Source organism: Micromonospora sp. M42 (assembly GCF_000568915.1).
Taxonomy (GTDB): Bacteria; Actinomycetota; Actinomycetes; order Mycobacteriales; family Micromonosporaceae; genus Micromonospora; species Micromonospora chalcea.
Genome location: NZ_KK037233.1, coordinates 3,455,776 through 3,468,967, shown reverse-complemented (window position 1 = coordinate 3,468,967; position 13,192 = coordinate 3,455,776). Strand labels below are relative to the sequence as shown.

At 72.2% G+C, this 13,192-nt stretch carries 15 protein-coding genes; 12 read left to right on the top strand and 3 right to left on the bottom strand.

Annotated elements, in window-relative coordinates:
* The 4 genes from MCBG_RS15685 to MCBG_RS15670 form a co-directional block, all read left to right on the top strand.
* On the top strand, positions 1 to 1,499 hold a 1,499-nt coding region (locus tag MCBG_RS15685; protein ID WP_043326586.1), incomplete at its 5' end, for a TRCF domain-containing protein.
* Positions 1,500 to 1,546: 47 nt separating this feature from the next.
* Positions 1,547 to 2,317, top strand: coding sequence for a SurA N-terminal domain-containing protein (locus MCBG_RS15680; protein WP_043330641.1), 771 nt, complete (start codon positions 1,547 to 1,549; stop codon positions 2,315 to 2,317).
* Positions 2,314 to 3,288, top strand: coding sequence for a nucleoside triphosphate pyrophosphohydrolase (locus MCBG_RS15675; RefSeq protein WP_043326583.1), 975 nt, complete (start codon positions 2,314 to 2,316; stop codon positions 3,286 to 3,288). Before MCBG_RS15680 ends, MCBG_RS15675 begins: the two co-directional genes overlap by 4 nt.
* Before the next feature lie 434 nt (positions 3,289 to 3,722).
* A complete protein-coding gene (locus tag MCBG_RS15670; protein WP_043326581.1) occupies positions 3,723 to 5,342 on the top strand; it encodes a DUF885 domain-containing protein in 1,620 nt (539 codons plus the stop codon).
* Positions 5,343 to 5,346: 4 nt separating this feature from the next.
* On the opposite strand, the gene MCBG_RS15665 is transcribed toward MCBG_RS15670, so the two are convergent.
* The gene (locus tag MCBG_RS15665) at positions 5,347 to 6,186 is read right to left on the bottom strand and encodes an NAD(+) diphosphatase (RefSeq protein WP_043326579.1); all 840 of its coding nucleotides are present in this window, start codon (positions 6,184 to 6,186) and stop codon (positions 5,347 to 5,349) included.
* On the bottom strand, positions 6,183 to 6,875 hold the full coding sequence (locus MCBG_RS15660) for a hypothetical protein (RefSeq protein ID WP_043326578.1): 693 nt from the start codon (positions 6,873 to 6,875) through the stop codon (positions 6,183 to 6,185). The genes MCBG_RS15665 and MCBG_RS15660 overlap by 4 nt, the downstream gene beginning before the upstream one ends.
* Before the next feature lie 213 nt (positions 6,876 to 7,088).
* On the opposite strand from MCBG_RS15660, the gene eno reads away from it, so the two are divergent.
* From eno to MCBG_RS15635, 5 genes are read left to right on the top strand one after another with little or no spacing between them, the layout of a single operon-like run.
* Positions 7,089 to 8,372, top strand: coding sequence for a phosphopyruvate hydratase (gene eno / locus MCBG_RS15655; protein ID WP_043326576.1), 1,284 nt, complete (start codon positions 7,089 to 7,091; stop codon positions 8,370 to 8,372).
* 28 nt (positions 8,373 to 8,400) lie between these two features.
* Entirely contained in the window at positions 8,401 to 9,036 is a 636-nt protein-coding gene (locus tag MCBG_RS15650) for an FtsB family cell division protein (RefSeq protein WP_043330639.1), read from the top strand.
* 23 nt (positions 9,037 to 9,059) lie between these two features.
* Entirely contained in the window at positions 9,060 to 9,614 is a 555-nt protein-coding gene (locus MCBG_RS15645; protein ID WP_043326573.1) for a DUF501 domain-containing protein, read from the top strand.
* 1 nt (position 9,615) lies between these two features.
* On the top strand, positions 9,616 to 10,125 hold the full coding sequence (locus tag MCBG_RS15640; protein ID WP_043326570.1) for an amino-acid N-acetyltransferase: 510 nt from the start codon (positions 9,616 to 9,618) through the stop codon (positions 10,123 to 10,125).
* Positions 10,126 to 10,171: 46 nt separating this feature from the next.
* Positions 10,172 to 11,101 carry a Ppx/GppA phosphatase family protein gene (locus tag MCBG_RS15635; protein WP_043326568.1) on the top strand — a complete coding sequence of 310 codons (930 nt, stop codon included), beginning with the start codon at positions 10,172 to 10,174 and terminating at the stop codon, positions 11,099 to 11,101.
* 98 nt (positions 11,102 to 11,199) lie between these two features.
* Here MCBG_RS15635 and MCBG_RS15630 read toward each other — a convergent pair whose 3' ends face one another.
* Complete coding sequence (locus MCBG_RS15630; RefSeq protein ID WP_176921700.1) at positions 11,200 to 11,388, bottom strand: hypothetical protein; 189 nt, start codon at positions 11,386 to 11,388, stop codon at positions 11,200 to 11,202.
* A gap of 178 nt (positions 11,389 to 11,566) precedes the next feature.
* On the opposite strand from MCBG_RS15630, the gene MCBG_RS15625 reads away from it, so the two are divergent.
* Genes MCBG_RS15625 through MCBG_RS15615 form a run of 3 tightly spaced genes read left to right on the top strand, consistent with a single transcriptional unit; the run spans position 11,567 to position 13,065 of the window.
* On the top strand, positions 11,567 to 11,755 hold the full coding sequence (locus tag MCBG_RS15625) for a hypothetical protein (RefSeq protein ID WP_223201238.1): 189 nt from the start codon (positions 11,567 to 11,569) through the stop codon (positions 11,753 to 11,755).
* Between the two features lie 48 nt (positions 11,756 to 11,803).
* The gene (locus tag MCBG_RS15620) at positions 11,804 to 12,136 is read left to right on the top strand and encodes a PadR family transcriptional regulator (protein ID WP_043326564.1); all 333 of its coding nucleotides are present in this window, start codon (positions 11,804 to 11,806) and stop codon (positions 12,134 to 12,136) included.
* Positions 12,133 to 13,065 (top strand): HAAS signaling domain-containing protein, encoded by a 933-nt coding sequence (locus MCBG_RS15615; RefSeq protein WP_043326561.1) that lies wholly within the window; start codon positions 12,133 to 12,135, stop codon positions 13,063 to 13,065. Before MCBG_RS15620 ends, MCBG_RS15615 begins: the two co-directional genes overlap by 4 nt.
* Positions 13,066 to 13,192 lie beyond the last annotated feature (127 nt).

Sequence of the window (13,192 nt, the reverse complement as noted above, 5' to 3'; positions counted from 1 at the left end):
TGCTGGTGCAGCAGCACTACAACACGTTCGCCGAGCGGATGAGCCAGTTCCCGGTGTCGATCCGGCAGCTGTCCCGGTTCCAGACGCCGAAGGAGACCGAGCAGACGCTGGAGATGGTCGCCGCCGGCACCGTCGACATCGTCATCGGCACCCACCGGCTGCTCCAGGCGTCCACCCGGTTCAAGCAGCTCGGCCTCGTGATCATCGACGAGGAGCAGCGGTTCGGCGTCGAGCACAAGGAGCACCTGAAGACGCTGCGCGCCTCGGTCGACGTGCTCGCCATGTCGGCCACCCCGATCCCGCGCACGCTGGAGATGGCGATCACCGGCATCCGGGAGATGTCCACCATCGCCACCCCGCCGGAGGAGCGGCACCCGGTGCTCACGTTCGTCGGCGCGTACGACGACCGGCAGGTGGCCGCCTCCATCCACCGCGAGCTGCTCCGGGACGGTCAGGTCTTCTACCTGCACAACCGGGTCGAGTCGATCGAGAAGACGGCCCGCAAGCTGCGGGAGCTGGTGCCGGAGGCCCGGGTCGCGGTGGCGCACGGCCAGATGGGTGAGGAGGCGCTGGAGAAGGTGATGGTCGGCTTTTGGGAGAAGGAGTTCGACGTCCTGGTCTGCACCACCATCGTCGAGTCCGGCATCGACATCCCGAACGCCAACACGCTCATCGTGGAGCGGGCCGACCTGCTCGGCCTGGCCCAGCTGCACCAGATCCGCGGCCGGGTCGGCCGGGGCCGCGAGCGGGCGTACGCGTACTTCCTCTACCCGCCGGAGAAGCCGCTCACCGAGAACGCGCACGAGCGGCTGGCCACCATCGCCCAGCACACCGAACTCGGCGCGGGCATGTACGTGGCGATGAAGGACCTGGAGATCCGCGGCGCCGGCAACCTGCTCGGCGGCGAGCAGTCCGGCCACATCGAGGGCGTCGGCTTCGACCTGTACGTCCGGATGGTCGGCGAGGCGGTGTCCGCCTTCAAGGGCGAGAGCACCGAGGAGGAGACGGAGGTCAAGGTCGACCTGCCGATCGATGCGCACCTGCCGCACGACTACGTCGGAGTGGAGCGGCTGCGCCTGGAGATGTACCGCAAGCTCGCCGAGGCCCGCGACGCCGAGCGGCTGCGCGAGGTGGTCGCCGAGATGACCGACAGGTACGGCGAGCCGCCCGCGCCGGTGCAGAACCTGGTCGCGGTGGCACGGTTCCGGCTGCTGGCCCGTCGCTACGGGCTCACCGACGTGTCGATGCAGGGCAAGCACATCCGGTTCGGCCCGCTGCCGCTGCCCGACTCGAAGCAGATGCGGCTCAAGCGCTACCACCCGGACTCGGTCTACAAGCAGGCGCTCGACCAGGTCAGCGTGCCCCGGCCCAGCACCCGGCGGATCGGCGGCGAGCCGCTGCGCGACCAGGCGTTGCTGGAGTGGTGCGAGCAGCTCCTGGCGGATGTCCTGGGCAAGCCCGAGGAGCTGGCTCGTGCGGTCCCGGCCGGTGCGCGATGAGGTGGGTGGAGTCACAGGCCGGTACGGGGCGTGAGAGAGTGAGCCACATGCGTGCACGTCGTTCCCTCGTCGCCGTCAGCGTCGCGGCCCTTGCCGCGCTCTCTCTCGCCGCCTGTGGCCGGTCCGCCCCGGACGTCGCCGCCTACGTCGGAGACACCCGTTACTCCGTCGAGCGGGTCGATGCGATCTACGACGACGCGCAGCGGCAGTACGCGGACGCCGTCCGGAACCAGGCGCCGCAGACGCCGTCGCCGGAGGAGCTGCGGTCCCCGGTGACCCGGCAGGACGTGCTGAACCTGCTCGTCGCGCTCGACCTCGGCAAGCGCGTGGCGGCCGAGAAGGGCCTCCAGGTCACCGACGAGGTGTCCCCGGAGCAGCTTCAGCAGCCGCTGCGGATGCCGGCGACCACCGAGTACACGAAGCTGTGGGGCGAGTGGGTGGACCTCTCCGCCACCCTCCAGCAGAGCCTGCCGCCGGCCGACCTCAGCGACGAGTCCCTGATGGCCGTCTACCACGCCATCGAGAAGACCGGGGCGATCCAGCCGGGCCTGACCGTCGACCAGGTCCGGCAGGCGTTCGGCGAGGCCGGGTTCGTGCGCAGCGCCACCGCGCTCAGCAACGTGCTGCAGCAGCAGGCCGAGAAGGTGGACGTCAGCGTCAACCCCCGGTTCGGGGTGAGCGGCGTGCCGTCGCTCGTCAACACCGGCCAGTCGCTCGTCTTCTACTCCCTGCCCTACGTCAACCAGGACGGCCCGGTCACCGACATCTCGACGCCGGAGGCGCCGGCCGGTGGTTCGCCGGCCCCCGGAACCGCATGACCGCGCGCATCGTCCTGCTCGTCACCTCGCCCCGGCTGCCCGCCGGCCTGCTGACCTCGGCCGCCTGGGACGCCGTACGCTCCGCGCCGGTCCTCGCCGGTGCGGAGAGCGAGCTGACCCGGGCGGTCCGGACGGCCGGCGCCGAGGTGAGCGTGGTGACCGAGGGCGCGACCCAGGCGCTGCTCGACGCCGCCGCCACGCACGGCGGGGCGGTGTGGCTGGCCGGCCCGGCCGGCGACGAGACGCTGGCCCGTGAGCTGGGGCTGCGGCTGGCCCGCGAGCCCGGGCTGGCCGAGCTGGAACTGATGTACGGCTCGTGGGACCCACCCGGCGCCCGGCTGCTCGACGCGGTCGAGGTGATGGACCGGCTGGCCTCCCCGGGCGGCGACCCGTGGAAGCGGGCGCAGACCCACCGCAGCCTGGCCGGGTTCCTGCTGGAGGAGTGCTACGAGGCGTACGACGCGATCAGCGCCGACGACACCGACGCGCTCCGCGAGGAACTGGGCGACGTGTTGCTCCAGGTGCTGCTGCACGCCCGGCTGGCCGAGGACCTACCGGACGGCAAGAGCTGGACCGTCGACGACGTGGCGGGCACGCTTGTCGACAAGATGGTGCGGCGCAACCCGCACGTGTTCTCCGGCGAGCCGGCCGGCTCGATCGAGGAGATCGAGGCGAACTGGGAACGGATCAAGCGGGCCGAGAAGACCCGCGAATCGGTGCTGGACGGCATCGCGCTGAGCCAGCCCGCGCTCGCGCTGGCCGCGAAGATCCTGGACCGCGCCGGTCGGGTCGGCCTCGCCGTACCGCCCCCGCTGGCCGAGTCGCAGGTGGACCCGGAAGCGCGGCTGGGGGCGAGCCTGCTGGCAACTGTCGCCGCAGCCCGGCAGGCCGGCATCGACCCGGAGGCCGCCCTGCGTCGTGCCACCTTGGCGTACGCCGAGGCGGTCCGAGCCGCCGAACGCCCCACCTGACCCCGCCCACCCCTCCCGCCCTCCAGCCCCGCCCTCCCGCCCTCCCGCCCCGCGATCTTGCACTTGCGGCCCACTGGGCATCGCAAATGTCCCTTCCGTCCGGGCAGGAAGTGCAAGATCGCGGAGGGCTGCCGGGTCGGGTTGCGTGGTGGCGGGACAGGCTGATGGGGGTTGATTCGAGCCCTCTCGCTTCCCGAGACTCGTAGACCGCATCTCGGGATCGGCGGTAGATCTTGGTACGAAAGGGCCCTCATAGGGGCCGTTCCGTACCAAGATCTGCCCAGCCACCCGGCGGGCCGTGTCGGTGATCAAGGAGTTTGGGGTCGCGGCGGGCACTACTGGGGACGCGAACTCCTTGATCAACGCGGAGGGTGGCCCGGCGGGCGGGAGCTGGGTCGGGGAAGGGGTCGGGGGTGATCGGTAGGGTGCCGGGTATGGAGTCGTTCGTACCGCTGGCGGAGCGGATCGTGGAGGCGTTGCTGGAGAGCCGGCCCGGGCTGGCCACCTCCGCCGGGGACCACCGCTACGACGACCGGCTGCCCGATCTGTCCGCGGACGCGCTCGCCGCCGATCAGGCGATGCTGAAGGACGCGGCGGACGCGCTCGCCGAGATCGACCCGGACGCGCTCGACGTGGCGGAGAGCGTCGACCACGCGCTGCTCACCAGCATGATCGACAGAGGGCTGTTCGAGGCCACCGAGATTCGCGCCCACGAGTGGGATCCGCTGCGCCACAATCCGGGGCCGCTGCTGCACGCCCTGCTGGCCCGTCCCTTCGCCCCCGCCGAGGAGCGCCTGACCAGCCTCGCCGGGCGCCTGTCGGCCGTACCCGATGCGCTTGCGACGGCGCGCGCGACGCTGCGGGACATGCCGCGCATCCACGCGGAGACGGCGGTCGGGCAGTTCACCGGCACGGCGGCGCTGATCCGCGACGAGGTGCCGGCGTTGCTCGCCCAGGCGCCGGCGCTGCGTGACCGGGTCGGCCCGGCGGCCACGGAGGCGATCGCCGCGCTGGAGGAGTTCGTGGCGTGGCTGCGGCAGGGTCTGGCGGCCGACGCGGGCCCGGGGCGTGACCCGCGGCTGGGCCGGCGGCGCTGGGAGGCGCGGCTGTGGCACACGCTCGACACCGAGCTGAGCGCCGCCGAGGTGCAGCGCCGCGCCTGGGCCAACCTGGAACGGGTCACCGAGGAGATCCGCGCGGCGGCCGTCGAGCTGGTCGGTGGCCCGGCCGACGACGAGACGGTACGCCGGGCGCTGGACCTGCTGGCCGCCGAGCACCCGGACGACGCCACCATCGTCGACCTCGCCTCGGTGACGCTGGACGAGGCGAGTGACTTCGTGCGCCACCACGACCTGGTCAGCATGGTCGGTGACCCGTGTGTCATCCAGGAGATGCCGGAGTTCGCGCGGGGTGTGGCGGTCGCCTACTGCGATTCGCCGGGGCCGCTGGAGACGGCCGACGTGCCGACGTTCTACTGCATCGCGCCCACCCCGGCGGACTGGCCGGCGCAGCGGGTCGAGTCGTTCTACCGGGAGTACAACGACCACATGATCCGCAACCTGACCGTGCACGAGGCGATGCCCGGCCATTTCCTCCAGCTCGCCCACGCCCGCCGCTACGACGGGCCGACGCGGGTACGCGCGCTCACCGAGTCGGGCGTGTTCATCGAGGGCTGGGCGGTCTACACCGAGGAGCTGATGGCCGGGCTCGGCTTCGGCGGGCTGCCGGTGCGGTTGCAGCAGCTCAAGATGCAGTTGCGGATGACCATCAACGCGCTGCTCGACCAGCTCGTGCACTGCGACGATCTGCCCGAGTCCGAGGCGATGGCGCTGATGACCGGGCGCGGCTTCCAGGAGGAGGGGGAGGCGGCCGGCAAGTGGCGGCGGGCGCTGCTCACCTCCACGCAGCTGTCGACGTACTTCGTCGGTTACAGCGAGATGGCCGACATCGCCGCCGCCCGGCCGGACGGCGTGCCGGTGCGCGACTGGCACGACGCCATGCTGGCGTACGACTGCCCGCCGCCGCGCCACCTGCGCACCCTGCTGGGGGTGTGAGGGCTCACCGGCGGGCGGCGACCGCGTCGATCAGCCAGCGCGACAGGGAGTACGCGGGCGGCAGCTCGGCGGGCAGCGCGTCGACCGGGAACCAGCGCGCCTCGGTCAGCTCCGTGCCGTCGGCCACCGGTTCTGCGGCCGGGTCGGTCACCTCGGCGGTGAACCCGGCGAGCAGTGTGCCCGGTCCGGTCAGCGCCCACGGCTGGCTGTCCACGTACGCGGGGCGGCGCAGGGTCAGGCCGACCTCCTCGGCGACCTCGCGGTGCACCGCCGCCTCCAGCGACTCGCCGGCCTCGACGAACCCGGCGACGAGCGCCCACAACCCGGTCGGGCCGTGCGCGTGCCGGACCAGCAGGAGCTCGTCTGCTCCGCCGGCCCGGCCGGGGCGGGTTATCGCGGTCAGCACCGCTACGGACAGCGGCACGAACACGGTCAGCCCGCAGTCCGGGCAGCGCCGCGCGGTCTCGCCCGGCACGTCGGCCAGCTCGGCCCGGCACGCCCCGCACCACCTGTGCGTACGCCGCCAGGTGACCACGGCGAGCGCCCGTCCGGCCAGGTCGGCGTGGGGCGCGGGCAGTTCGGCGGCGAGGCCGCGCCAGCCGCGCCACCGGCCGGGCAGCGACTCGGGGTCGGTGACCTCGGCCGCCCACGCCGGGGTGCCGTCGAGCGTGCCGACGGGTGTCCAGGCGAGGTCGCCGGGCAGCGCGCCGATGCGCAGCGGCTGCGCGGCGTCCGGGCCGGTCAGCAGTTTCCGGCCGGCGACCGGCAGCGCCAGGTCGCCCGGCTGCGGCGGCCGCCCGTGATCGGCGGCGGGCCGGAACCCGGCGCCGTCGGGCGGGGTCACGACGTGGCGGGTCGACGGTCCACCACGCCCGCGCCGGCCGGTACGGCGAACGCGGCGGCCTCGACGCTCTCGGTGTAGCGGCTCAGCGTCACCTCGGCCGGCTTGCCGTCGATCGTGCCGGAGAAGCTGCCCAGCACGCCTTCGTTCGTCACGCAGGTGCTGAAGCGCTCACCGTCGTGGGTGACGTTCACGCAGGTGGCGTGGTGCCCGGCCAGCGTGGTGTCGCTCTGCTCGATGACCGCGTCCGGCGCGAGCGCGGCCTCGGTGAGCAGCCGGATCACCGCGGGCGGGGTGACCAGGCCCTGCTTGCGTGCCTCGTCGTAGACGATCACCGAGGGCTTTCCGGCGGTGAGGACGGGCGGAGACACGGTGCAGGAGGTGCGGGCGGCGGTGCTCGCGCACCGGGTCACCGACTCCTGGGTCACCGTGATCTTGCCGCCGGGCCAGGTGTACGTGGAGCGCAGCGGCTTCTTGGTCTGCGCGATCGAGGCGGTGCGACCGCCGTCGAGCTGGTAGTCGGCGGCCCAGGTCTGCTCCAGCGCCCGGTCCATCCGCGCGGCGAGGTCGTTGACCAGGTCGGCCCGACCGAGCGCGACGCCCGCGTCATCCAGGGCCTGGCAGCCGGTGACCGAGAGCGACGCGATGACCGAGGCGGCGAGCACGCGGAGAGTCGTCGAGGCGGCAGGCATGATGCCCAGCCTTGTCGATCGACGCAACCTCTCGCAAACCGGTTGCCGGTTGACGACCGGTAATCCGGGAATGTCCGTCTCAGCAAGCGCCTCGGGGGCCGCCCCGAGCGGCGTACGGCGGGGCGGGGACCGATACGCTGCGTTCAACACCTGCCTCAGCCGCACCGTCGCGGCCCATATCGGACCGGAACCACACAAACGAGGAGCGACTCAGTGGCAACCATCGAGGGAATCGTCGCCCGGGAGATCCTGGACTCGCGGGGCAACCCGACGGTCGAGGTCGAGGTCGGGCTCGACGACGGCACGATCGCCCGCGCCGCGGTGCCGTCCGGCGCCTCCACCGGCGCCTTCGAGGCGGTCGAGCTGCGCGACGGTGACAAGGACCGCTACCTGGGCAAGGGTGTCGAGAAGGCCGTCGCCAACATCGAGGACCGGATCGTCGACCAGCTCATCGGCTACGAGGCCAGCGAGCAGCGGCTGATCGACCAGAAGATGATCGACATCGACGGCTCGGACAACAAGGGCGAGCTGGGCGCGAACGCCATCCTCGGCGTCTCCCTGGCCGTGGCCAAGGCCGCCGCGGGCAGCGCCGAGCTGAGCCTGTTCCGCTACCTGGGCGGCCCGAACGCGCACCTGCTCCCGGTGCCGATGATGAACATCCTCAACGGTGGCGCGCACGCCGACTCGAACGTCGACATCCAGGAGTTCATGATCGCGCCGATCGGCGCGCCGACGTTCCGGGACGCGCTGCGCTCGGGCGCCGAGGTCTACCACGCGCTGAAGTCGGTGCTGAAGAAGAAGGACCTGTCGACCGGCCTGGGTGACGAGGGCGGCTTCGCCCCGAACCTGCCCACCAACGCCGCCGCGCTGGACCTCATCGCCGAGGCGGTGGAGAAGGCCGGTTACCGGCTCGGCACCGACATCGTCTTCGCGCTCGACGTGGCCGCCACCGAGTTCTTCGACAACGGCACGTACACGTTCGAGGGCACCGCGAAGAGCGCCGAGGAGATGAGCAACTACTACACCAAGCTCGCCGGCGACTACCCGATCGTGTCGATCGAGGACCCGCTGGCCGAGGACGACTGGAGCGGCTGGGCCACCCTGACCGCCGCGCTCGGCGACCGGATCCAGATCGTCGGCGACGACCTGTTCGTGACCAACCCGCAGCGCATCGCCCGGGGCATCGCCGAGCGGGCCGCCAACGCGGTGCTGGTGAAGGTCAACCAGATCGGCTCGCTCACCGAGACGCTGGACGCCGTCGACCTGGCTCACCGGGCCGGCTTCAAGTGCATGATGAGCCACCGTTCCGGCGAGACCGAGGACACCACCATCGCGGACCTGGCCGTCGCCACCGGCTGCGGGCAGATCAAGACCGGCGCCCCGGCCCGCTCCGACCGGGTGGCCAAGTACAACCAGCTCCTGCGGATCGAGGAGGAGCTGGCCGACGCGGCGCGGTACGCCGGCGTCGGCGCGTTCCCGCGTTACCGTTCGGCCTGAGCGAGCGCTCCGGGGGAGGGGTGTGACGATGCAGCAGCGCCGCACACCGGGTGGCCAGCGGCCCGCCCGTCGGCCGGGTCAGCCCGGCCGGACGGGCGGCGCCCGGGTCCGGTCCACGGCCCGCGACAACGGCGTCCGCGCGGAGACGCGCGCCGCCGGCCGGTCACCCGGCGCGTCCCGGGCCAGCGACGGCGTACGCTCCGCGAGCCGCCCCGCCGCGGCCCGGCGTACCGCTGCCGGTGGTCCGGTCAAGCGGCTCACCGCACCCCAACCCCGGCGCTTCACCGGGCGCGCCACAGTGCTGTTCGCGGTGCTGATCGCGCTCGCGCTGGCGTACACCTATCCGGTCCGGGTCTACCTGGACCAGCAGGCGGACATCGAGCGGATGGAGGCCGCGCAGGCCGCCCAGCGGGCCGAGATCGAGCGGCTCACCGCCGAGGCGGCCAAGTGGAAAGACCCGGAGTACGTCAAGACGCAGGCCCGGGAGCGGTTCTTCATGGGCAAGCCGGGCGAGACGCTGCTGGTGGTGCTCTCCGACCCGGAGGGCGCGGCCAAGGACGCCGGCAAGGACGCGAAGCCGGGGGCGCCGACCGCGCCGGAGCCCTGGTACGACACCCTGTGGTCGAGCGTGCGGGCGGCGAACGCCGAGCGCCAGGACAAGTGAGCTTTGATTCGAGAGGCACAACCTTGAGCGTCGTACCACCGCAGGAGCCGGCGGCGGACTCCGTACCCCCGCCGGAACGCCAGCCGGCCACCGAGGCCGACCTGGCCGCGGTGGCCGCGCAGCTCGGACGCCCGCCGCGCGGCACCCGTGCGGTGGCCCACAGGTGCCCGTGCGGCCTGCCCGACGTGGTGGAGACGACGCCCCGGCTGGCCGACGGCACGCCGTTCCCGACGCTGTTCTACCTGACCTGCCCGCGTGCCACGGCGGCGTGCAGCCGGCTGGAGTCGGCCGGGCTGATGAAGAAGATGGCCGAACGGCTCGCCGAGGACCCGGAGCTGGCCGCGCGCTACCGGGCGGCGCACGAGGACTACCTGACCCGCCGGGAGGCGATCGGCGAGGTGCCGGAGATCGCCGGCATCTCGGCCGGTGGCATGCCGGGGCGGGTGAAGTGCCTGCACGTGCACCTGGGGCACGCGCTCGCCGCCGGGCCGGGGGTCAACCCGTTCGGCGACGAGACGCTGGCGCTGGTGGAGAAGTGGTGGGCCGCCGGCCCCTGCGTGGACGTGCCGGCGGAGTGAGATGAGCGCCGACCAGATCACTGTGCGCCGGGCCCGCACCGCCGACGTGCGCGGCATCCGGCGGCTGGTGGACACCTACACCGACGACCGGCGGCTGCTCAGCAAGGCGACTGTGACGCTGTACGAGGACGTGCAGGAGTTCCGGGTCGCGGTGACGCCGGACGGCACGGTGGTCGGGTGTGGCGCGCTGCACGTGATGTGGGAGGACCTGGCCGAGATCCGGACGGTGGCGGTCGACCCGTCCTGCCGGGGCCACAAGATCGGGCACCGGATCGTCGGTGAGCTGATCGACTCGGCGCGCGACCTGGGCATCGCCCGGATCTTCGTGCTCACGTTCGAGACCGGCTTCTTCGGCTCGTTCGGCTTCCGCGAGATCGACGGCGCGCCCGTGCCGCAGCCGGTCTACGAGCAGCTCCTGCGCTCGTACGACGAGGGTGTCGCGGAGTTCCTGGACCTGGAACGGGTCAAGCCCAACACCCTGGGCAACTCCCGCATGCTGTTGCGCCTCTGAGCTGCCCCGGGCGGGCTGCCGTAGGGTGGGCGCCGTGAGTGCGCGTGTGGCAGCCATCGACTGCGGGACCAACTCGATCCGACTGCTGATCGCCGACCTGCCCGGCCCCTCGGCCGGGGAAACGGTGCCGCTCGTGGACGTCAGCCGGCGGATGGAGATCGTCCGCCTGGGGCAGGGCGTCGACCAGACCGGCATGCTCGCCCCCGAGGCCATCGAGCGGACCCGGGTGGCGCTCGCCGACTACGCGGCCGAGATCGAGAAGTCCGGTGCCGACCGGGTCCGCATGTGCGCCACGTCGGCCTCCCGGGACGCCTCCAACGCCGCCGACTTCCGGACGATGGTCGAGCGCACGCTCGGCGTACCGCCCGAGGTCGTGACCGGCGACGAGGAGGCACGCCTGTCGTTCACCGGCGCGGTGCGCGGCCTGCCCGCCGACGCCGAACCGCCGTACCTGGTGGTCGACATCGGCGGCGGCTCGACCGAGTTCGTCGTCGGCACCCGCGCCGACGGCGTCCGGGGCGCGATCTCGGTGGACATCGGCTGCGTCCGGATGACCGAACGCCACCTGCACGGCGACCCGCCGACCGCGGCACAGATCGCCGCCGCCGAGGCCGACATCGCCGCCGCCGTCGACCGCGCGCTCGCCGCCGTGCCCGGCCGCGAGGCCGCCACGCTGGTCGGGCTGGCCGGTTCGGTCACCACAGTGGTCGCGCTGGCGCAAGGGCTCCAGGAGTACGACCCGAGCCGCATCCACCACGCCCGCGTCTCGTACGAGCAGGTGGCCGAGGTGACCGCCGACCTGCTGGGCAAGAGCAGTGAGCAGCGGCTGGCGTACCCGGTGATGCACCCGGGGCGGGCCGACGTGATCGGCGCGGGCGCGCTGGTGCTGCGAGTGATCATGGAGCGGGCCGGGATGCCGTCGGTGGTCGCCTCCGAGCACGACATCCTCGACGGCATCGCCTGGAGCCTCGCCTAGCCCTCTGGCCCCTTCCGGCGGTGATCAAGGAGTTTTTGTCCGGTTCGGACGCCTCCGGGGACGCCAACTCCTTGGTCAACAAGAAGGGGCGGGCGGCGTCAGTCCGTCGCCAGGTCGGGGCGGTGTTCCCTGATCCACTTCTCGACGTCGGACTTCCGCCAGACCTTGCCCATCGCCAGCACGGCGATCGGCTCCGGGAAGTTGCGCTGGTTGGCGATCACGGATGCGCGCTGACGCGACACGTTGCCGAGCATCGCCCGGATCTCCGACACGCCCACCAGCTCCACACGTTGACGATGGCAGCGTCGACGTCGCCGAACAGCGACAACTACGGAGGATATTGACACTGACAATAGGAGGCGACACGATCGGGGGATGAGCATGGGGAACTGTTCTCCCGTACCCGATCGCGGTCGCCGGGTCGTGCGGCCGCACGTCCCGATGCGGCCGTTGTGGTTGTGCCGCGTGTGCGCGGCCCCCTGGCCGTGCCAGCCGGCCCGCCTGTTGCTGCTGCTCGACTACCGGCGCGACCGCGTCGCCCTGTCGATCCACATGGCCGGCTGCCTGTTCCACGCCACCGCCGACCTGCTGCGCACCAACCCGAACCCGGCCGATCTGTTCGACCGTTTCATCGGATGGACCGCCCGCCTGTAGGTGCTGTGTCGTTGACGGTAGTGCGTATTGCGCACTACTGTGCGGAGCGTGGATACCACGCAGCTCCTCAAGGGCGTGCTCGACCTCGCGGTGCTCGCCGTGCTCAAGGACGAGGACGGGTACGGCTACGACATCCTGCGGCGGCTACGCGAGGCAGGTCTCACCGAGGTCGGCGACGCCTCGGTCTACGGCACGCTGCGCCGGCTGTTCGCGGCCGGTCTGCTCACCACGTACGTGGTGCCGAGCGAGTCCGGGCCGCACCGCAAGTACTACTCGCTCAACGCCGCCGGGCGTGACCAGCTCACCCGCTCCGGCAAGATTTGGCGCTCGTTCGCCACCACCATGGACGCGCTGCTCGACGATCGGGGGATGGCGGCATGACCGTCATGGGGCAGGAGATCACGGACTACGTCGACCGGGTGCGGGCCGCGCTCGCCGACCTGCCGCCGGAGGTCCGCGACGAGTTGACCGAGGAACTGCCGGAACACCTCGCCGAGGTTGCCGCCGAGGGCGAGGGCACGCTGGTCGACCGCCTGGGCGCCCCCGAGGCGTACGCCGCCGAGCTGCGCGCCGTCGCCGGTGCCCAGCCGAGCCGGCGGCCGGCGCGTTTCCACCGCCTCGCCGAGGCCCGGCGGGAGGCGGCTACCCAGCTGCGTCTGCTCGACCGCCAGCTCGGCCCGGTGCTCGGGCACGAGACGGTGAGCGACTTCCTGCGCCCGCTGCGCCCGGCCTGGTGGCTGGTGCGCGGATGGCTGGCCGCGCTGATCGTGGCGTGGATGGTGGACGGCCGGTCCGGCCTGGTGCCCCGGCTGGACGGCAACAGCTCGACGGGGCTGTTGCTGCTCATCGGCGCGATCGTCGCGTCCATGTGGTGGGGTCGCCGATCCGCCGGGATCACCGGGTGGCGGCGCCAACTGCACCAGATCGCCACCGCCGCGCTGCTGCTGTTCTCCTTCGCCGTGCTGGCCCAGGTGGACGAGCGCGCCGACACCGACAGCTACGGCAGTTACGAGCAGACGTCGGTGGACCACAGGTACGACCGGATCGAGGACGTCTTCGTCTACGACCAGCAGGGGCGGCTGATCCGCGACGCGCGGCTCTTCGACCAGAACGGCGTGCCGATCCGGCTCGGCTGGCCGAGCTGCATGGCTGACGCCGGCGCGGTGCCGGAGATGCGTAACACCTACCCGTACTGCCCGGAGCTGGCCCCGTTCGGTCCGCCGGCCTCGCCGTCGATCGCTCCGCCCGCACTCGCGCCCACCGGCAGTGCCACCCCCACCGCTTCCCCGGAACCCACGTCAACTCCCTGAGCGCGCGCTCGATCCGGCGAGATCTTGGAAGGAAACGGCCCTCATAAGGGCTGTTCAGTCCCATGACATCTGTCAGCGTTGAAGTCCCGATACATGTGTCACGTGGTAGGGATCTTGGGTCGGGTGG